The sequence below is a fragment of the Olleya sp. HaHaR_3_96 genome, from assembly GCF_019278545.1.
GTDB lineage: Bacteria > Bacteroidota > Bacteroidia > Flavobacteriales > Flavobacteriaceae > Olleya.
On the sequence record NZ_CP058987.1, the window covers coordinates 353,541 to 374,039 of the forward strand.

General features: G+C 31.6%; 18 protein-coding genes. 10 read left to right on the forward strand and 8 right to left on the reverse strand.

The genetic code is table 11. The features are described from left to right. The first annotated feature begins 37 nt into the window (after nt 1–37). The 5 genes from H0I26_RS01510 (at nt 38) to H0I26_RS01530 (ending at nt 8,598) form a co-directional block, all read left to right on the forward strand. A complete protein-coding gene (locus H0I26_RS01510) occupies nt 38–2,404 on the forward strand; it encodes a hypothetical protein (protein ID WP_218700712.1) in 2,367 nt (788 codons plus the stop codon). 47 nt (nt 2,405–2,451) lie between these two features. Next, on the forward strand, nt 2,452–4,809 hold the full coding sequence (locus H0I26_RS01515) for a hypothetical protein (RefSeq protein ID WP_218700713.1): 2,358 nt from the start codon (nt 2,452–2,454) through the stop codon (nt 4,807–4,809). Nucleotides 4,810–4,939: 130 nt separating this feature from the next. Beyond that, on the forward strand, nt 4,940–5,410 hold the full coding sequence (locus H0I26_RS01520; RefSeq protein ID WP_218700714.1) for a lipocalin family protein: 471 nt from the start codon (nt 4,940–4,942) through the stop codon (nt 5,408–5,410). Between the two features lie 5 nt (nt 5,411–5,415). Then, entirely contained in the window at nt 5,416–6,123 is a 708-nt protein-coding gene (locus H0I26_RS01525; RefSeq protein WP_218700715.1) for an OmpA family protein, read from the forward strand. Nucleotides 6,124–6,480: 357 nt separating this feature from the next. Beyond that, nucleotides 6,481–8,598, forward strand: coding sequence for a Tex family protein (locus H0I26_RS01530; protein WP_218700716.1), 2,118 nt, complete (start codon nt 6,481–6,483; stop codon nt 8,596–8,598). A 54-nt stretch (nt 8,599–8,652) separates the two neighbouring features. Here H0I26_RS01530 and H0I26_RS01535 read toward each other — a convergent pair whose 3' ends face one another. From H0I26_RS01535 to H0I26_RS01560, 6 genes are all read right to left on the reverse strand, one after another. After that, entirely contained in the window at nt 8,653–9,900 is a 1,248-nt protein-coding gene (locus H0I26_RS01535) for a YaiO family outer membrane beta-barrel protein (protein WP_218700717.1), read from the reverse strand. Nucleotides 9,901–9,946: 46 nt separating this feature from the next. Next, entirely contained in the window at nt 9,947–11,410 is a 1,464-nt protein-coding gene (locus tag H0I26_RS01540; RefSeq protein WP_218700718.1) for a glycosyltransferase family 2 protein, read from the reverse strand. 22 nt (nt 11,411–11,432) lie between these two features. Further along, nucleotides 11,433–12,326 carry a hypothetical protein gene (locus tag H0I26_RS01545; protein WP_218700719.1) on the reverse strand — a complete coding sequence of 298 codons (894 nt, stop codon included), beginning with the start codon at nt 12,324–12,326 and terminating at the stop codon, nt 11,433–11,435. Continuing rightward, nucleotides 12,326–12,682: a response regulator gene (locus tag H0I26_RS01550; protein WP_218700720.1), complete on the reverse strand. Its 357-nt coding sequence runs from the start codon at nt 12,680–12,682 to the stop codon at nt 12,326–12,328. The genes H0I26_RS01545 and H0I26_RS01550 overlap by 1 nt, the downstream gene beginning before the upstream one ends. Before the next feature lie 297 nt (nt 12,683–12,979). Further along, nucleotides 12,980–13,480, reverse strand: a complete 501-nt coding sequence (locus H0I26_RS01555) for a hypothetical protein (protein WP_218700721.1) — start codon at nt 13,478–13,480, stop codon at nt 12,980–12,982. 93 nt (nt 13,481–13,573) lie between these two features. Next, a complete protein-coding gene (locus H0I26_RS01560; RefSeq protein ID WP_218700722.1) occupies nt 13,574–13,918 on the reverse strand; it encodes a hypothetical protein in 345 nt (114 codons plus the stop codon). A gap of 130 nt (nt 13,919–14,048) precedes the next feature. Between H0I26_RS01560 and H0I26_RS01565 the strand changes: the two genes are divergently transcribed. From H0I26_RS01565 to H0I26_RS01585, 5 genes are all read left to right on the forward strand, one after another. Then, a complete protein-coding gene (locus H0I26_RS01565; RefSeq protein ID WP_218700723.1) occupies nt 14,049–14,954 on the forward strand; it encodes a histone deacetylase in 906 nt (301 codons plus the stop codon). 36 nt (nt 14,955–14,990) lie between these two features. Continuing rightward, nucleotides 14,991–15,818, forward strand: a complete 828-nt coding sequence (locus H0I26_RS01570; RefSeq protein WP_218700724.1) for a helix-turn-helix domain-containing protein — start codon at nt 14,991–14,993, stop codon at nt 15,816–15,818. 133 nt (nt 15,819–15,951) lie between these two features. Beyond that, nucleotides 15,952–16,119, forward strand: coding sequence for a hypothetical protein (locus H0I26_RS01575; RefSeq protein ID WP_157814064.1), 168 nt, complete (start codon nt 15,952–15,954; stop codon nt 16,117–16,119). A 26-nt stretch (nt 16,120–16,145) separates the two neighbouring features. Next, nucleotides 16,146–16,694 carry a carboxymuconolactone decarboxylase family protein gene (locus H0I26_RS01580; RefSeq protein ID WP_218700725.1) on the forward strand — a complete coding sequence of 183 codons (549 nt, stop codon included), beginning with the start codon at nt 16,146–16,148 and terminating at the stop codon, nt 16,692–16,694. A gap of 28 nt (nt 16,695–16,722) precedes the next feature. Beyond that, complete coding sequence (locus H0I26_RS01585; RefSeq protein WP_101202065.1) at nt 16,723–17,112, forward strand: plastocyanin/azurin family copper-binding protein; 390 nt, start codon at nt 16,723–16,725, stop codon at nt 17,110–17,112. A gap of 145 nt (nt 17,113–17,257) precedes the next feature. Here H0I26_RS01585 and H0I26_RS01590 read toward each other — a convergent pair whose 3' ends face one another. Then, nucleotides 17,258–18,466 (reverse strand): SdrD B-like domain-containing protein, encoded by a 1,209-nt coding sequence (locus H0I26_RS01590; RefSeq protein WP_218700726.1) that lies wholly within the window; start codon nt 18,464–18,466, stop codon nt 17,258–17,260. Nucleotides 18,467–18,562: 96 nt separating this feature from the next. After that, nucleotides 18,563–20,332 carry an OmpA family protein gene (locus H0I26_RS19835; RefSeq protein WP_317618212.1) on the reverse strand — a complete coding sequence of 590 codons (1,770 nt, stop codon included), beginning with the start codon at nt 20,330–20,332 and terminating at the stop codon, nt 18,563–18,565. Nucleotides 20,333–20,499 lie beyond the last annotated feature (167 nt).

Here is a 20,499-nt window from a genome sequence, read left to right on the forward strand (position 1 = left end):
TTTTGTTAAACAAAACAAAACCCCTAAACTCACAAGTATGTCTAAAAAATTATTCTTTACAATTGTATTCACGTTCGGTTGTGCATCTTATTTTTATGCCCAACAATTTCAAGACAGTTTAATTACGGCTTTCAAAACCTATACAAGCAGTCCAAGAGAAACAACCTATGCACATTTAAACAAATCTGTTTTTATTAAAGGCGAAACTTTAGGGTTTACAGCTTATGTCTTTGATAAAAACTCGAAAAAACCATCCATAACTACCTCTAATTTATACTGTGTTATTGAAGACAATCAAAAACAGATTATACAAAGTAAATTAATCCGTATTACAGAAGGTAAAGGGCATGGCAAATTTAATATTGACAGCCTATATACTGCTGGAGAATATACTTTTAAAGCCTATACTAATTGGCAGAAAAATTTTGACGAACCCAATTTCTTTTCTGAAATAATTGAAGTTATTGACGACAAAACTATTTCTAAAGACGAAGACACTGGTTTAAAATCTAAAATAGATGCTCAATTTCTACCAGAAAGTGGCCATGCAATTAATGATGTTAGTAACGTATTTGGTATTATTATTAAAGATGGCTTTGGATTTGGAATTCCAAACTTAGAAGGTACTATTGTTGATGATAAAAAAAACACCATAACTAATTTTAAAGTTAACCAACTAGGTATTGGGGCTGTCAGTTTTACCCCAAAAGAAAACCAAACCTATACAGCCGTAATTAACCACAATAACAAAACTTTCAATTTTAAAATAAACAACATAGATCCAAAAGGCATTGTTTTAAGCATAAAAAATACAGAAGATAAGGTTATAGTCAACTTTAAAACCAACAACGCGACTCATAAAGTAATAAAAAAGAACAAGTACAGATTAACCATACATAATGGAGATGTTTTAAAAATTATAAATTTTGATTTCTCAAAAAAAACTGAATTAACTAGTCTCATTAACACCACTGACCTACAAACAGGTATAAATATATTTACTGTTTTTGACAATAATAACAAGCCCATTTTAGAACGTCTTTTTTTCAAATATGAAGGTATAAAAAACATAAATAGCGACCTAGCTGCTGTTGTAAAACAACAAGACACAGTTACTGCTACTATCAGTTATAAAAACATCTCCGTATCAAAAAACTCTAACTTGAGTGTTTCAATTTTACCAACTAAAACTAAAGCCTATGACCACCATCATAATATAATATCTTCAATCTATCTTCAACCATACATTAAAGGTGAAATCGAAAATACTAAGTACTATTTTACTACGATTAATAATCAAAAAAAATATGATTTAAACAACCTTTTAATAACACAAGGCTGGAGTAGTTACAATTGGTTTAACATTTTCAACAATCCACCAAAGACCTATTTTACCTTTGAAAAAGGAATTTATTTTAAAGCAACAGCAAATAAAACGGAAACAAACAACTTTATAATGTATCCTTTACGCTACAATAGCTCTATGGTGTATAATGTAAGTGAGAACAAAAACACTTTTGAGCAACGTCATTTATACCCAATAAATGATGAAACCATAAATATTGCAGAATTAAATAAAAAAGGAAAAATAAGTAGTCCTAAATTATACCTTCAATTTTACCCTTCCACTATCCCTACAATAAGCATAACTCCCAAATTAAACAACTTAAGACATAAACATCAAAAAACAGAGCTATTAAACAATTTCTTTTTAGAATCTAATTTAGATAAGATCCAAATGCTTGAAGAAGTAGTTATAGCAGTTTCAAAAAAACAAACAAGACTTGAGGAGTTAAGACGAACGTCCTGGGGAAGCATTGATCTATGGGATGCAAAAAAAAGACAGAGAACACCCAATTTAGCCGCTTATTTTAGTAAATGGTATAAAGTTGGCTATGGAAAATATGGAGACATTGTAATCCAAAGTTATAGATTAGGAAACCCCGCTCCTCTTGTTCTTTTAGACGATGTACCTCTTAAAGGTGGACTAAGTCAATTAACAATGTTACCACTCTCTATTATTGACTACGTAGAAATAAATAACACTGGAATTGGATATGGTATGTTTGGAGGAGGTCCTGGCGGAATGATTAAAATCTATACAGATCCTAACGTTAGATTTTTAGATACTGAATATGACGGAATTTCATTTCAATCCTACAAACTACCACTAACATTTAGTGATGATAAGCAATTCTACATGCCTACTTACAAGTCTTACAAAAGTGATTTTTACAACCACTATGGTGTTATCGATTGGCTACCAATTAATAGCTTAAATCAAAATAATGAATTAGTTATAAAATTTAAAAGTTTTGATGTAAAAAGCATTAATCTATACATCGAAGGAATTACCGATGATGGATCTTATATTTCTGAAATCAAAACAATAAGCTTAGAATAAATAACACAAAGCTATAAAATCATACAAACCAACCTTAAACAAACCATATGTCTAAAAAACTACTGACCACATTCGTTCTTACTTTCTGTTTTATACAGTTTTTTCACGCCCAACAATTTCAAGACAGTTTAATTACATCTTTCAAAACCTATACAAGCAGTCCAAGAGAAACAACCTATGCACATTTAAACAAATCTGTTTTTATTAAAGGCGAAACTTTAGGATTTACAGCTTATGTCTTTGATAAAAACTCGAAAAAACCATCCTTAACCACGTCAAATTTATACTGTGTTATTGAAGACAATCAAAAACAAATTATACAAAGTAAATTAATCCGTATTACAGAAGGTAAAGGGCATGGCAAATTTAATATTGACAGCCTATATACTGCTGGAGAATATACTTTTAAAGCCTATACTAATTGGCAGAAAAATTTTGACGAACCCAATTTCTTTTCTGAAATAATTGAAGTTATTGACGACAAAACTATTTCTAAAGATGAAGACACTGGTTTAAAATCTAAAATAGATGCTCAATTTCTACCAGAAAGTGGCCATGCAATTAGTGATGTTAGTAACGTATTTGGTATTATTATTAAAGATGGCTTTGGATTTGGAATTCCAAACTTAGAAGGTACTATTGTTGATGATAAAAAAAACACCATATCTAATTTTAAAGTTAACCAACTAGGTATTGGAGCCGTCAGTTTTACCCCAAAAGCAAACAAAACCTATACGGCCGTAATTAACCACGACAACAAAACATTCAATTTTAAAATAAACAACATAGATCCAAAAGGTATTGTTTTAAGTATAAAAAATACAGCAGATAAGGTTATAGTTAACTTTAAAACCAACAACGCAACTCATAAAGTAATAAAAAAGAATAAGTACAGATTAACCATACATAATGGAGATGTTTTAAAAATCATAAATTTTGATTTCTCAAAAAAAACTGAATTAACTAGTCTCATTAACACCACTGACTTACAAACAGGTATAAATATATTTACTGTTTTTGATAATAATAATAACAAACCCATTTTAGAATGTCTTTTTTTCAAACATGAAGGTATAAAAAACATAAATAGCGACCTAGCTGCTGTTGTAAAACAACAAGACACAGTTACTGCTACTATCAGTTATAAAAACATCTCTTTTTCAAAATATTCTAATTTAAGTGTTTCAATTTTACCAAACCAAACTAAAGCTTATAATCACCACCAAAACATTATATCCTCAACCTATCTTCAACCCTATTTAAAAGGACCTGTAGAAAATGCAAAATATTATTTTACAGCTATTGATAATCAAAAAAAATATGATTTAAATAACCTTTTAATAACACAAGGCTGGAGTAGCTACAATTGGTTTAACATTTTCAACAATCCACCAAAGACCTATTTTACCTTTGAAAAAGGAATTTATTTTAAAGCAACAGCAAATAAAACGGAAACAAACAACTTTATAATGTATCCTTTGCGCTACAATAGCTCTATGGTGTATAATGTAAGTGAAAACAAAAACACTTTTGAGCAACGTCATTTATACCCAATAAATGATGAAACCATAAATATTGCAGAATTAAATAAAAAAGGAAAAGTAAAAAGCCCTAAATTATACCTTCAATTTTATCCCTCTGTTATTCCGACAATAAGTTATAATTTTAATGTAAAAAACTCAAAATACAAACACCAAAGACTAGACAATCTAAATAGTGTTTTTTTAGAATCGAATATAATTAAAACTCAAATGCTGGAAGAGGTAATTATCGAAGCTTCAAAAAAACAAACAAGATTAGAAGAATTAAAAAGGACTTCTTGGGGAAGAATTGACCTTTGGGATGCAAAAAAGAGAGAGAGAACACCAAATCTAGCTGCCTATCTTAGTAAATGGTTTAAAGTAGGCAGAGACAAATATGGAAATATTACCGTAACCACTTATAGAGGTAGTACTCCTGTAGTTTTTTTAGATGATGTTAGACTAACAGGAGGCTTAGGTCAACTAACAACACTTCCAATGTATAATATTGATTATATTGAAATAAATACTAATGGACTTGGCTTAAGTATGTTTGAACGTTTTCAAGGAGCCATTAAAATATATACAGACCCTAATATTAGATTTTTGGACACTAAATACGATGGGATTACATTCCAATCATATAAGCTACCATTAACCTTTAGTGATGAAAAGCAGTTTTACAAGCCCATTTACACAACCTATAAAAGTGATTTTTACAACCACTATGGTGTTATCGATTGGCTACCAATTAATAGCTTAAATCAAAATAATGAGTTAGTTATAAAATTTAAAAGTTTTGATGTAAAAAGCATTAATCTATACATCGAGGGTATTACGGATGATGGCTCTTATATTTCAGAAACCAAAACAATTAATCCATAACAACACGACTTAAAAAAATCTACACCAAACAAGTACTAATTATGGCAATTATATAACTGATACTAATAATATTATAATAATTGATTAAATTATTGTTGCACCTTTGTAATATAAATTCAATAATTAATATATGAAACAAGTTATAACCATTTTGTTTTTAAGTCTACTATTTAGTTGTGGTACTTCAAAAACAGTAAAAGAATCTAGAAAAACAATTAAAGGAGAATGGGTAATAAACACTATAAGTTACAGCGAGGCTGGGACCTATAAAGTATCCCTTTTTAACGATGTCTCTAAAACGTGCTTTGAGCAAAGTACATGGAGATTTATCCCTAATAATAATTCAGGAGTTTACACTATCAATGATTCTAATTGTAGTACAGGTGAAAGAAATTTCAACTTTACCATTCAGGAAATAGACTCAGCTACTGGATTGTATAATTTTCTTTTAAAGCCGACAGATGCAAAAGGTAACAGTGAGACCAATCAAGGTTTTAGATTGACATTAGCTCAACTTTCTGAAACTAATATGAGATGGGAACAAACACTTACTGTGGATGGAAAACCATTTACAATTAACATGAACTTTACAAAATTATAAAAACTATGAAAACTATATTTAATAAAATATCAATTAGCACTTTAACTGTTCTTTTAGCGATTAGCTTTACAAGTTGCAGCAGTGTGAAAAATGCTAATAACAAACAAAAAGGTGGTGTTATCGGCGCTACAGGCGGTGCTCTTTTAGGTGCCATTATTGGAAACAATATTGGAAAAGGTGGTAACGGAGAACTTGGAGCTGTCATTGGAGGGGTTGTTGGTGGAGGCGCCGGAGTTTTAATTGGAAACAAAATGGACAAGCAAGCACAACAAATTGAAGAAGAAATCCCTGGCGCAGTTGTAGAGCGTGTTGACGAAGGAATTGTAATTACTTTTGACGAAAATAGTGGTGTTTATTTTGATACTGCAAAATACGGTGTTAATGCAAAGTCACAAGAATCGTTAAATAAACTTGTTGGCATTTTCAAAGAATACCCAGATACTAACATATTAGTTGTTGGTCATACAGACAGTGTTGGTAGCGACGAAAACAACCTGATTTTATCTAAAAACAGAGCTAATGCTGTCACTAATTACTTGACAAACCAAGGATTGATCAGTAGTCGTTTTACTACCAACTGGTTTGGAGAAACGCAGCCAATGTATGACAATGCAACTGCTGAAGGTAGAGCAAAAAACAGACGTGTAAATGTGGCTATTTTACCAAATGATAAAATGATTAACGATGCTAAAGTACAGTCTGGCGAAAACTAGAATTAGTTTCGATTTTATTCGGAAAATTACACAGAGTTAAATATATTACAAGACCTTATTAAAAACACTTAATAGGGTCTTTTTTTATGCGTATAAAACAAGAACAACATAGAGCTTATACAAAATACTATAAAATTAAAAACAGATCAAAAAACAGGAACGGCACATATTATTCTTAAAGCAGAAAACAAATCTGACAGCGTTAAAAATCATAATATTACAATAACGCAACATTCAGATAAAGATATGCAATAGCCCACCTAACTACTTTGAAAGCTAGATACCGAACAGTTAATCTGTTATTTATAAAAGTATAAAATCCGTTTTCTAATCACCATCTAAAGCAAAAATCAAAACATGTTAAACTACATAATTTCCAAAACCAATCTACCCGAAAAATCAGTTAAAAACACTATTGATTTACTAAATCAAGATGCAACTATTCCTTTTATTTCTAGATACAGAAAAGAAGCTACAGGGAATTTAGATGAAGTACAAATTGGAGATATTGTTAAATATAAAGATGAATTTGAAGCTTTAGAAAAACGTAAGACCGCTATTTTAAAAGCTTTACAAGAGCAAGCTGTTTTAACGAATGATTTAAAAACTAAAGTTAATGCATGTAAAGATTTAACAAGTCTTGAAGATTTATATTTACCCTTTAAAAAAAGCAGAAAAACGAAAGCGGAAACGGCTCGTAAAAACGGATTAGAACCATTGGCTAAAATTATCATGAGCCAAAATGCAAATGATGTCGAATCTATAGCCATTAAATATGTAAAAGGCGATATTAAAACAGTCGAAGATGCTTTAGAAGGCGCTAGGCATATTATTGCAGAATGGATTAATGAACGAACCGACATCCGTAATAATTTACGTAACCAATTAGAGCGTCATGCTATGATTTCCACGAAAGTGGTAAAAACAAAAAAAGAAGATGAGAATGCTCAAAAATTCAGAGATTATTTTGAATGGGAAGAAGCATTAAGTCGCATTCCCTCTCACCGATTATTAGCCATTTTAAGAGCAGAAAAAGAAGGGTTTATTCGCGTTAAAATTGAAATAGATAAGATAAAAGCATTAGAAAACATTGATAGACGCATTATCAAAAGCGAAAATGCCTGCGCAGACCAAATAGAACTAGCCATTAGCGACGCTTACAAACGTTTATTATTCCCGTCTTTAAGTAACGAAGCTTTACAAAAAGCGAAAGAGAAGGCTGATGAATCTGCTATTTCGGTATTTGCAAAAAATTTAAAACAATTACTATTAGGTTCGCCTTTAGGTGAAAAACGTGTATTAGCAATTGACCCTGGCTTTAGATCAGGCTGTAAAATAGTCTGTTTAGATGCGCAAGGGGCTTTATTACATAACGAAAACATATATCCGCATCCTCCAAAAAGTGATAGTATTGGTGCTATGAACAAGCTATCGACTTTAACGGAAACGTACAATATCGAAGCTATTGCTATTGGTAATGGAACAGCATCCAGAGAAACGGAAGCGTTGGTTAAAAAAATTCAATTTAAAAACGACATACAAGTCTTTGTAGTTAGCGAAGCGGGCGCTAGTATTTATTCCGCATCCAAAATTGCGAGAGACGAATTTCCTAATTACGATGTTACTGTTAGAGGCTCAGTCTCTATTGGGCGACGTCTGCAAGACCCTTTAGCAGAATTAGTAAAAATTGACGCTAAGTCAATTGGTGTTGGGCAATACCAGCATGATGTGGATCAAAGCAAACTACAGAAACAATTAGATGTTGTGGTAGAAAACTGTGTCAATAGTGTTGGTGTAAACATCAATACCGCAAGCACCTCTTTACTTAGTTATGTCTCTGGAATTGGTCCAAAACTAGCAGAAAACATCTTTAACTATAGAAACGAAAACGGTGTTTTTACTAGCAGAAATACGATAAAAAAAGTACCCCGTTTAGGCGGAAAAGCATTTGAACAAGGCGCTGCATTTTTAAGAATTAGAGCGGCAAAAAACCCATTAGACGATTCTGCGGTACACCCTGAGAGCTATAAAATAGTCGAGAAAATGGCTAAAGATTTAAAAGTCACTTTAAATACTTTAATTGGCAATCAAGAGTTGCTTAAAAAAATAGAATTAAAAAATTACTGTACTGACACTGTTGGTTTATTAACCTTAGAAGATATTATTAAAGAACTAGAAAAACCAGGCCTAGACATTAGAGAAGAGGCTAAAGTATTTACTTTTAATCAAAATATTAAAACAATAAACGATTTAGTTGCTGGTCAACTATTACCAGGAATAGTCAATAACATTACTAATTTTGGGTGTTTTGTAGATGTCGGAATTAAAGAAAGTGGCTTAATACACGTCTCTAACTTATCTGATAGTTTTGTAAAAGATGTTAACGAGCATGTGCATCTACATCAACAGGTTATCGTTAAGGTTTTAGAAGTTGATGTGCCACGTAAGCGCATACAGTTAAAACTACATAAATAGTATTGCAAAGTTTAAACTCTATTAAAAACAAATGATAGCTAGGACTACATTAGGTTAAAATCTATATTTCAACCCTATTGCTGCATTTATTTGATTACCCGTTTTATTATTTGTAAGTTCTTGGCTTAAATAACCAACACTTCCCTGCAAGACATAGCGATTTCCTATAGCTCTAGAAAGGCCAAGTGTCGTGTAAAATGAGTTTAAGTTTGGATCTATCCCAATTTGGGTAAATCGTGTTGTTTCATCAGGCGAAATTCCAGTACCTACCCTAAAATACAAATAATTTTCGCTATTACTATTTAAATAATAACGCACGTTTAATTGATAATTTTGTACAAACTTATTATTAATTTCTGGACCAATAAAAGTTCGTGCGTTTAAGTAAAATTTATCAACATAAGACGTTAAACCAAAAACATAAGATAACGCATCTACATTATTATTAAAGCTAAAATATCTAAAACCAGCTTCAACTTCAACCCATTTTGTCGCACCATAAAAAATTGAAGCACTAGTACCAAAGTTTTGAAAAAAATTGGACTTAGCTGATGTGCTTAGGTTAATAAATCCATATAACTTTTTAGAAAAAACAGGATAGGCTTCTAATTCATACAATAGTGCATTATCAAAAAAACGCTGACTATAACTCACTCTAGCGCTTATAGAATGTGCTCCTACAAACCTTGTGTATTCCACTTGAGACGTATTCCAACTTTTTGTCAAAGGGTAATCATCCAAAAAGCTTAAAGTTTCATGATACACACTAATTTGATTTTTATTTAATCGTTTTAACGACACTCTATACCTATAATTTTCTTCTTGATTTAAAGGCGTATCGTTTAATGTTTTCGCTACAGCCTTAGCCGCTTCATGATCATCAAGTTTTACATATGTTTCTATTAAAACCAATTTAAAATCGATATCATCGGAATAGTAAGGACTCATCTTTTCCGCAAAAGAAGCTAGCGCCTCACTAGTTTTAGTGGTAGTCACCTGTCTTATAACTAAGCTTCGATAGGCAGCAAACGTGTTTGCATTAACCAAAAGGCCCAAATCATTAGAAGCTTGTTCATAATACTTTAACGCCTGAGCAACTCTAACACGTAAAACACGAATATCAATATATTCAGGGGCAATTAATAAGCCTTCATTTAATTTGACCAAAGCTTCACTATACGATTTGGTTGTATACAGTTTTTTTGCCTGAAAGTAAAGTGAGTCTACATCAACTTTAGCCTCTTGCGCCTTTAAAATAAAACCACTAAAAAGGATGATGGTAACAATAATTAATCTTTTCATTTGATTATTTGTCCTATTAATATTAGGCCTTTATTAAGTTTTTTAATTAAGAATTTAATCCAGGTTCTTTAACATCAATTTCTATTTTTTCTTGTTCTTCATTAAATCCTGTTCTTGTCATAACACCCCAACCTGTATCAATATTAAATACTTTTTTTAAAAATCCTTTAATTTGAGCATATAACAAAACAGGATGATTATAAAACGATTCTATATATGCTGCTAATAACAACTGGAAAATCATTTTGGGTTTTGAATAATGTCCATAGTTTAAACTATACATTAAAATGGCTATCGTCGAAAATATACAGCCAGCAAGATAAACTGTAACAAAAAGAGCTATTGTAAATGGCCAGTTTATTCCCATAAAGAAAATAAGATACATAATGAATAACATTCCTAAAAACTCAACAATTGGCGCTCCTAATTCAAAAAACACCCAATATGGATAGAAAAACATGCCCATATTATTATATTTTTTATTAAAGAATAACGTTCTATGCTTAAAAATAGTTTCCCATAAACCTCTTGCCCAACGATCACGCTGACTTATGTAAATTTTAAAGGTAGAAGGCGATTCTGTCCAACATAATGTCTCTGGAATATAAACGACTTTATATTTTAATTTCAAATCTTCCATATGGCGCCTCAATCGTATACATAGCTCTAGATCTTCACCTATAGTATCTTTATCAAAGCCTCCAACTTCCAACAAGCGTTGTTTAGGATACAAGCCAAAAGCACCCGAAACTAGCATTAAACCTCCAATTTCTCCCCAAGCCATGCGCCCCAACAAAAAAGCACGAATATACTCGACGATTTGAATTCTTGAAACTAACTTCTTGGGCATTCGAATCTCTTTAATTGTACCATTTACAATTACAGAATCATTGGCTATCCCAATTGCTCCTCCACTAGCTATAACCTCTTCGTCTAATGCTTCTAAATAAGGTCTAACCATTTTTAGCAAGGCATCTTGCTCTATAATACAATCTGCGTCCGTACAAAGTACTAGATTAGATTTAGCATAGGCAATAGCCGCATTAATAGCATCAGAACGCCCACCATTTTCTTTATCAACTACTGTTAACGTCGCATATTTAGGATTTTTACTTTTATAAATTGCTTTTATAGGTGCACATTCAATTTCTTTAGCACCTTCATAAAAAGTTACAGGCTCTAAATTAAAAACAGTAATCAATTGCTTTAAAGAATCATCAGTACTACCATCATTGGCTATAATCAATTCATAGGCTGGATATTGAATAGACAACAGGGACCTAACATTTGTAACAATGGTTTTCCCTTCGTTATAAGCAGGAGCAACCAACGTAATTGAAGGTAAATCTTTAGCGCCTTTTACTAAATTTATATCCAAAAAAGTTGCCTCTTTCTTATTACGGATAATTGCTTTTCTAGACAACACAATTATCAAGATATATATAGCCAATATGCTTAACCCATAAATTAAAAAGAAAAGTTGTATAGAGTAATAGAAAAAATTATGCATGCAAATATATTTACCTATTAATTTAGTTAGAAACGTACAGGTAATTGTCAAGCAAATCGGCTTGCAAAGGATTTAAATTATTAGCCGACATTAACTTAAACTGCTTTAATTCTGCATTTTTCATTTCTAAATCTAATTGAGCAAGTGCTTCTTTGGCTACTTTAACTAATTGTTTATTCTCTGAGCTAAGTTGCTCTACAACATAATATTTATAGTTAAAAAGTTTAAAGTTTTTTATAATCCTAACCATTAACTCCTTAGTCATATAATTATCTGCTTTTAGAGCTTTTTCAAAAGAATATAAATCAAAAGGTTCTTCAATTTCATGCAGTTTTTCAATAATACGTATTTGCTGCCATAAAGATATAGGTGCAACAACATCCAGAAAAGAAGTTAAACTTTTCCATCCATAAAAAGTAATTAAAGCGATTTGTGCTTCTCGTTTTACTAACCTGTTTTTATCATCTTTATAAGACGAAATAATTAAATTATTTTCTTTTAATTCTAATTCGTAAGAAATCCAAATAGCCTTAGCTTTCTCATACCAATCCTTCGATTTTAAATTAGAAAGCAATGTTTTATTTAATCCCAATTGATAAAAAAAAGCTTTAAAATTATGACTTTTAGAAAATTTAAAAACTTGATTAACTTTTAAAAAAACATGAGCAACATCATTAAATTGGATGTCATTGTTTTTTATATATTTAGAAGTATGTTGTTGTTTTTTTAAAGACAACTTTTTAGAATCTTCAGAACAACTAGACACAATACCTTCGATAAGGTTTTTTTCCAATTCTAGGTATTGAATCTTTTGTAGTTTACTTGAAGTAATGTGTTTTAATATGGAAAACCACAAAAACATAAGAGTCATCAAAAAGAAAACAATGACCACATAGGTTACTGTTAAAAGAGTCATTATATATAATTAGAAATTAACGCCTTAGCTTTAGGGAAGTTTACAGGTAGCGAAATAAAATCGTTTACACCCATCTCTTCCAAACTTACTTTAATAGAATATTGATCCATATGCGACATCACTATAATGTGTGCTTTGGGAGCAATCAGTTTTAAATCTTCTATATATTGTAAAAGAAAGTTACCATTAATAGCTGCATCGGTTAAAATAACATCGTAATGCGTATTAGAAATCGCAGCTGCGACTTCTTCATAAGTCCTTTTAATAACAAAATCTATATTTGGTAAGTGTAGCATTTTTTTTAGTAAAAAAGAAACGCCCGGATCGCTATGTACTAGAAGTATTTTCTTTGACAACTTATTGTGTATTAATTAGTAACTCGGCTAAAGTAGTATTTCTTTTACAAGAGCATGTGGTTACTCCACAATCTGCAGATAAATTCGTTTAAAGCTTTTTTTTTATAAAACAAAAGCCTTTTTACAACACATTTTAACTTCGCTAATAGAAGTTATAAACAGAAATACACCATTTAAATTACTATTAATTTAAGACCTCTACGACTTAAAAAACACTGACTATTAAAAGTTTTACACATAAAAAAGCATCAATCTAAATAATAGGTTGATGCTTTTTTTATTCTTAATTTCATAAGATTAAGATGCCATTTTAGCGTTGACTATAACCTTTAAGTTGTTATCAATAATGTCTTTCCAGTTTTCTATTCTTCGTGCCTCATAATCTTCTGTAAAGGCTTCATCTGTATCAAAAAAGCTAATAACTACAGCCTCTTTATTAGGTGTGTAAAACCAGATTTTTAAATCTAAATGCTTTAATCTAGTCACTTTATCTATGTCTTTTTTATAATCAGAAATGACTTCGCAAGACTTGATTTCAGACAGCTCTAAATTAAGCACTTGGTTTTCGTCTGGCTTAAAAGCGACGTAGGATAATACTTTTTTATCTTCGGTTAAACCGATAAATTTATTGTTCCAAACCTCTTTTAAATTGTACTTAAACCCATTTGATTTTAATAGATTCTCTGCTTTATGTTTTGTTTTTGTAGTGTTATTTAAACCTTTAAAAATGAATATAAAAAAAGGAACGAATACGCTTAATGTTACTAGTATAGCTAGTAATGAGAATGAAATTTTCATTGTTTTAATATTTTGATTTAATGTATAAGAAATCAACACGTTATCTTTACGTAAAAGACAAGCGTTGCAATAGTTAATAAAAACGTATTGCGCTTAAGTAAACCAATGAAAAGGGTAAATAATCTGTGTTTTAGACAATCCAACAGCAATAGACGTACTAGTTTTTTGATACACCAAGAAATTTTCTTGTTGCTCCTTACTAATTGCATTTACAAAAGCAAGTTGCTTAAAAAAAGTAATGCCGTCTTCTACCTGTACGTTAACTGTAAGATCAATTTGAGAATTTACAATTATACCTTGAGAATTTAAGGCCGCACTTGCTTGAACTGTATGCTGTGGAAAAGTATTTTGCACGACAGAAGCAACCTCAACTTCAGAAGTGAAGAAGGTAGACAGCCCTATTAAAAGAGAAATAACCAAAAAGTTAAATCTTGCCATGTTATACTTTAATTTAAAGTACAAAGGTATACGATAAGTTGTTAAGAAGATGCTAAATTTTAAAAACGCACTTAATTTTTTTTTGAACCTACTAAAGCCTAAATTTAAAACTTAAACTGTCAATTTACTTATGCTAAAAATAGCTTATCATCCTATTTACTGTCATCCATTACCTGAGGGACATCGGTTTCCGATGCTAAAATACGAGTTGCTTCCTGCACAATTAAAACACGAAGGCACTTGTACTGAGGCTAATTTTTTTGAACCTAATAGAATGCTAAACGAAGCACCAATACTGGCAGTCCATGATCCGGAGTATTTTTACGACTTGCTTAATATTACATTGGATCCACGTGCTGCGCGTAAAATTGGGTTTCCGCTGAGTGAGGTTTTAATTGAACGTGAAATAGTTATTGCAGACGGCACCATAAAAGCTAGTGAATTTGCTCTAAAACATGGTATTGCTATGAATATTGCTGGCGGAACACATCATGCATATACTAATCACGGAGAAGCCTTTTGCATGTTAAATGATCAAGCCATTGGCGCTCGATTTCTTCAGAAAAAAGGATTGGCTAAACGTATTTTAATCGTAGATCTAGACGTACATCAAGGCAACGGGACTGCCCAAATATTTAAGGATGATCCTTCCGTGTTTACTTTTTCTATGCACGGAAAACATAATTACCCGTTTAAAAAAGAACAAAGCGATTTGGATATTGCTTTAGAAAACAATGTCGGCGACACAGAATATCTTTCTGTTTTACAGGACACATTACCCAAACTAATTAAAGACTTTATACCCGACTTTATCTATTATTTATGTGGTGTAGACGTGATTGCCACAGATAAACTGGGTAAATTAGGACTAACCGTGACAGGCTGTAAAGCACGTGATCAATTTGTTTTAGAAACCTGTAAAGCTAATAACATACCAGTCATGTGTAGTATGGGCGGCGGTTATAGTCCAGACATTAAAACCATTGTCGAAGCGCATGCCAATACGTTTAGATTAGCTCAAAAAATCTATTTCTAAATGTAATGTAACCCTCGGTTATCAGACTATATAGTTATGCTAAAAACATTTACAGAGTTTTCCACGAATGGGACATTAAAAATCTCTGACCAAAGTCTTTTAAAACAGTTTACAACCTCAAAGCAAATTGGGCTGTACACCTTTATTCTTACTGGTAGTAGTACCATTACTGCGGAAGTGGATGGCGTCCCTTTGGTTTTAAAACCGCATCAAATATTATCCTTAACGCCTATCCAAAATTTTAAATACATTGATGGGGACGATAGCGTAGTCTATCAATTTAACCAAGAGTTTTATTGCATAAAAGACCATGATAAAGAGGTGGGTTGTGCTGGTGTTTTATTTTTTGGGAATGATACTATTCCTGTGATTTCTTTAAACGAAAATGAGCAGCACAAATTTAATGTGCTCCATGATATGTTTTTAGATGAAATAGAAACAGAGGATACTATTCAGGCCGAAATGCTAAGAATGTTATTAGCGCGATTTATAATTAAGACCACACGTTTACTTAAAAACGAAACACCATCTACACCACTTAATAAAGCTACTGACGAAACATTAAGACAGTATAACTTATTAGTAGAAACCCATTTTAAAGAAGCCCATCAAGTTAGTTTTTACGCAGAAAAATTATTTAAGTCTCCAAAAACACTATCCAATAGCTTTGCCAAATCGGGACAAAGTCCTTTAAAGATTATTCATGAGCGTTTAGTATTAGAAACCAAACGTCAATTAATGTATACTGACAAAACTGCCAAGCAAATTGCTTACGATATTGGTTTTGAGGATGCTTCACACTTAAGCAGATTGTTTAAAAAACAAACTAGCATTACCCTTTCTGACTTTAAAAAGAGTTTATAAACCACATTTAAAGCCTTTATTTCTTCATAAAAACCATTATTGGGAAAAATCGACAACTACTAAGGTAATATCGTCGTTTTAAAACCCGCTTTCGCGTCGCATCTTTGCACTGTAATATAAAAACAACAGCATTATGAAAACGACCATATCTATATTCAATCTAATTGAAATCTTTACAAAAGCAAAAAGAAAGCTAACCAAATCTATCAATCCACAAGAACATTGTGAGCATAAACAATTACACGATTACTATTGTGATGCAGAAATAAACAAAGGAATTATTGACAATTCAATTATATAAAAACACAACATTAAAAACATAAGATTATGACACCTATTAAAGCACTTAAAAGAGACGAAGTAAACGCAACCAATCAAACTATTTTTGACCAATTAGAAAAAGCTGTAGGATTTGTACCTAATTTATATGCAACGTATGCTAATAGCGAAACTGCTTTAGAAAACTACTTGAATTTTGCAAATGCAAAGACCTCTTTAAAAGCTAAAGAAAAAGAAGTAGTAAATCTTGCTGTAAGTGAAGTAAACAGCTGTATCTACTGTTTATCGGCACACACTGCCATTGGTAAAATGAATGGCTTTACAGACGACCAAATTTTAGAACTAAGAGCAGGAAAAGCCTCTTTTGACACTAAGTTTAATGCTTTAGCTGCTTTAGCTAAAAACATTACAGAAACTAGAGGAAAAACAGACGCTACAATCTTAAACAACTTTTTAGACGCTGGTTATAACCACGGAAACTTAATTGATGTTATTGCTTTAGTTGGAGATAAAACAATCTCTAATTACATCCATAATACAACACAAGTTCCTGTAGATTTCCCAGTAGCACAACCATTAGAAACAGTAATATCTTAATTAATTATAACCTTAAAAATAAATAACAATGAAAAAATTAATCGCAACTTTAGTAATGACATTAACACTTTTAGTATCTGTTAATGCACAAGACAAAATGATGAAACATGATGCTGTAAAAACAGTCGCATTAGAGCAAACTACAGGTGAGTTTACTCAAAAAGGATTAACGATAAGTGAAGGGACTTATATTTTTGAAATAGCTAACAACGCTGTTGGAACAGATGTTGGCTTTGTACTAATTAAAAAAGGTGCTGATGCTTCTAACCCAGAAAACCACATTAAAACTGCTTACGTAACTAGTGTTGTTAAGGATGGAGAAACACAAACCTCTAGCGCAACAACATTAGCAAAAGGAGAATACACATACTTTTGTCCATTAAATAAAACACCACAGTACACATTAACTGTACAGTAACATTAGCTTTTAAGTTAAAAAAAATCCTGCCTACGATTACGTTAGACAGGATTTTTTGTATCTACATAAAAGCCACAATTGTAATGATCACATAAAACAAATAAAAACTCAAAGTCATCGTTATAACAACCTTGAGTTTAATATTTTAATTATTACAACTATAAAACGCTACAATTTCCACTGAGTTACTTACTACTGTAACAGACTCCGTTGTCACAGTTTGTGTCCATCCTGTTTGGTTTACAATTTCAACTGTATACGTTCCATCAGGTATACCTGAAAAGAAAATATTACCATTTACATCTGTTGTTTCCGTTCTAATAATTGTATTCGAAGCATCTTTTAAATTAAACATCCAACCCGCTCCCAATACATCTGTCGCATTATTAAACATTCTATCACAATCTTCTTCTAAAATATTTAAAACACTAATAACATTGTTTTCACAACACCCTTCTACATTATTAGAGATTGCTTGCTCACCATTACTTGTAACCATATTTCCTAAAAATGAAAACCCTAAAGTTACGGAACCCGTGTTTACTAATCGCGCTCTAATACTATAACTTCCAGAGCTTAAAGGCAATCCCGTTGTTGACCATGTTAAAATAGGATCTATAGACCACACATAGGTCGCACTAGTATTTAAAACCGTATTTGTTGCGTTATCTATTAACACAAAAGAAACTTGATCATCTCCTTTATAGGTAAAACTAAAATCTACACTTGTATCTTCTAACACACAAAACGAACGTTCAAAAACGTATGGCACTCTATCTCCATCAGCATTAGAAGCATTATTACAACCAAAATTCCCATTTGCCCCTAAATCAAAAGGAGCAATAGTTGATGCCCCTGGCTGATTAACCCATTGTGTATTATTAAAGTTATTAAAATTCATGACATAAGTATTACCAGAAAATGTTCCTATCGCAGGACTTGTACACGGATTATCTGGCGAAAACTGAAAAATAGGAGGTTGATTTATAATTTTCCAAAACGGATCTACAGCTCCAAAAGCTGGCGTAATCACATCTCCGTTAGCATCTATACCTGTCGATAAATTTAAATCTGATTGAAGATCGCATCCTTCAGGAATTGAATTTACTGGCATACATTCGCAAAATTCATTTACAATTCCGTCATTGATACCATTTGCATTTGAATCACATCGGTCACCAATATTTAACTCAAGATCCGCGCAATCTAAATCATTAAGATTTATGTAGTCACAATCTTCTTCACTACACGAAAACACCAAAAACAAAATAATAATTAGCACTAAATATTTTATTGTTGCAAAAAACCAAGAGTCTAAATCAGTGTTTTTTTTATTTATATATCTATTTTTCATAATTTCTAAATTTTTAAAACAAGCCAAGGCAGCCAGTTATCTATAATTACTGCCTTGACTCTATATTAATTAATAGCCTTATTTAAATGGTTTCATTTATTCTGAACAAACGACCTTAAACTCCGTTCTACGATTAATTGTATGCTCACTTTCTAGACATTTTACTCCATCTGCACAACGGTTAAGTAGTTCTGACTCTCCTGCTCCTCGAGCAATCAAACGATCTCTTGAAACTCCTTTAGTCATTAAATAGTCTACTGTAGATTGGGCACGTTTTTGAGATAACTCTTGATTATATTTATCACTACCTCTAGAGTCCGTATGTGATGACATTTCGACTTTAATAGATGGATTATCCTGCATTAGCTTTACAACATACTCCAAATCCGGGCCTGCTGCAGGTAAAATATCCCATTTATCAAGATTAAAAATGATATTATCCAATTTAATAGCCTGACCACACGGATTAACACACATTTCAAAATCTATAAACAAGGACTTATTTCTATCCATATTTGTTGTAGAAACATGTACTTCATTTGAAAAATAACCATTCTTTCTACCGTTTAGCGCGTAAGTCGATGCTTGCTTTAAATGAAAAATAAAATCTCCTTCTATATCAGACAATGTATTTTTTTGTCCAGCTTGAAGCTTATCTTTTAAGATAATATCCACGCCTTGAATACCTATAGCTGTATTACACTCAACTACATCTCCTTTTAAAATAAAATTAAGATCTCCATATTTAATTTCTTTTTGAATGCTATTACCCTCTTTCTTACAGGCAATAAATTCATTTATAGAAATCGAGGTTTCATCTAAGTCTACATTGTACAATTTACCCGTAACGATATAATCGTTTTGTGCTACGTCATTAAAAACAACCACTCCATAAGAATTTGTTGTACCTGCCTGCACTATATTTTCGTATAAATCCGTTAATATCACATCTGTATCCGGTAAGATTTCTCCTGTAAATTTATCTAAAGCAGTAACGGTTACACTACAACCACAAGTTGCACAACATCTAGGCATATGGTCTTCTCCGCAAACCTCACAAACCTCAACTTTTTCTTTTTTATTAAATTTAAAAGTTACACCAGCAAATAACCCAACAGAAGAAATATCACAATCACATGGTTCTTCTCTTAACAAAGGACCATTTGGATCTTGTCCATTACCTGTAGCTCCTGCAGCCCCAGTAATATCTACTAGTGGATAATACCCAGTCGACACAGCTAGCGGCGTATCGTATAATTCGGTAGCACCAAGATGACGCATATAATAAGCACCTACATTAATTCCAAAATTGTCATTTAAATAGTAAGTAAACCTCATTTGCCCTTTAAAAGTAAGGATTCCTGAATCATCATAACCTGCATGAAAGTTTAATGGTTGAGCAATAGGCATTGTACTTTGCAAATAAGTACGCCCCCCTTCTATTGATGCTAATCCAAAGCGTGTATTAAATTCTGCAGTAAATTTTCTAGACAAGCTTCTAAATTGAAAGTTTGGCCCTATACCAAAAAATAGTCTAGATATATTATCCTCTACTAAATTAAAATTAGTGACTAATGCCCCAGTTGTATCGTACAAATTATCTGTTGGGTATTGACTTTCGGATTGATTTTTTATATAATCAAAGTCCATCCCCAGACCAAACCAATTCCAATAATAATCTAAAGATAACCCCAAGTCTAAACCGCCTTTATAATCTATATAAGGTGTATTGTTATTATAACTTGGAAAGTCATAACCAATTCTTGGTGACAACTGAAAATAATTAGTATCTCCTTGTTGTGCATTTGTAATAAATGCCGAAGCAAATAAAAATATGATTAATAAAAAATTGAATAGCTTTTTCATGATTAACAGTTTTAAATTTTAGTTATACATATTTATATAAAGAAGGGATTGCTTTTGTTACCCTTCTTATAAAACCGTATTAATCAAGAGAGTTAATACATAACCAAATTTGGCCACGACAAATCATTTATTATAGCAACAAGTAACCTGTAATTATTTTCAACCTA

Bases quoted from the DNA above. Each gene is read 5' to 3' on its own strand.
- H0I26_RS01510 (WP_218700712.1), top strand. From the start codon at position 38: ATGTCTAAAAAATTATTCTTTACAATTGTATTCACGTTCGGTTGTGCA.
- H0I26_RS01515 (WP_218700713.1), top strand. From the start codon at position 2,452: ATGTCTAAAAAACTACTGACCACATTCGTTCTTACTTTCTGTTTTATA.
- H0I26_RS01520 (WP_218700714.1), top strand. From the start codon at position 4,940: ATGAAACAAGTTATAACCATTTTGTTTTTAAGTCTACTATTTAGTTGT.
- H0I26_RS01525 (WP_218700715.1), top strand. From the start codon at position 5,416: ATGAAAACTATATTTAATAAAATATCAATTAGCACTTTAACTGTTCTT.
- H0I26_RS01530 (WP_218700716.1), top strand. From the start codon at position 6,481: ATGTTAAACTACATAATTTCCAAAACCAATCTACCCGAAAAATCAGTT.
- H0I26_RS01535 (WP_218700717.1), bottom strand. From the start codon at position 9,900: ATGAAAAGATTAATTATTGTTACCATCATCCTTTTTAGTGGTTTTATT.
- H0I26_RS01540 (WP_218700718.1), bottom strand. From the start codon at position 11,410: ATGCATAATTTTTTCTATTACTCTATACAACTTTTCTTTTTAATTTAT.
- H0I26_RS01545 (WP_218700719.1), bottom strand. From the start codon at position 12,326: ATGACTCTTTTAACAGTAACCTATGTGGTCATTGTTTTCTTTTTGATG.
- H0I26_RS01555 (WP_218700721.1), bottom strand. From the start codon at position 13,480: ATGAAAATTTCATTCTCATTACTAGCTATACTAGTAACATTAAGCGTA.
- H0I26_RS01560 (WP_218700722.1), bottom strand. From the start codon at position 13,918: ATGGCAAGATTTAACTTTTTGGTTATTTCTCTTTTAATAGGGCTGTCT.
- H0I26_RS01565 (WP_218700723.1), top strand. From the start codon at position 14,049: ATGCTAAAAATAGCTTATCATCCTATTTACTGTCATCCATTACCTGAG.
- H0I26_RS01570 (WP_218700724.1), top strand. From the start codon at position 14,991: ATGCTAAAAACATTTACAGAGTTTTCCACGAATGGGACATTAAAAATC.
- H0I26_RS01575 (WP_157814064.1), top strand. From the start codon at position 15,952: ATGAAAACGACCATATCTATATTCAATCTAATTGAAATCTTTACAAAA.
- H0I26_RS01580 (WP_218700725.1), top strand. From the start codon at position 16,146: ATGACACCTATTAAAGCACTTAAAAGAGACGAAGTAAACGCAACCAAT.
- H0I26_RS01585 (WP_101202065.1), top strand. From the start codon at position 16,723: ATGAAAAAATTAATCGCAACTTTAGTAATGACATTAACACTTTTAGTA.
- H0I26_RS01590 (WP_218700726.1), bottom strand. From the start codon at position 18,466: ATGAAAAATAGATATATAAATAAAAAAAACACTGATTTAGACTCTTGG.
- H0I26_RS19835 (WP_317618212.1), bottom strand. From the start codon at position 20,332: ATGAAAAAGCTATTCAATTTTTTATTAATCATATTTTTATTTGCTTCG.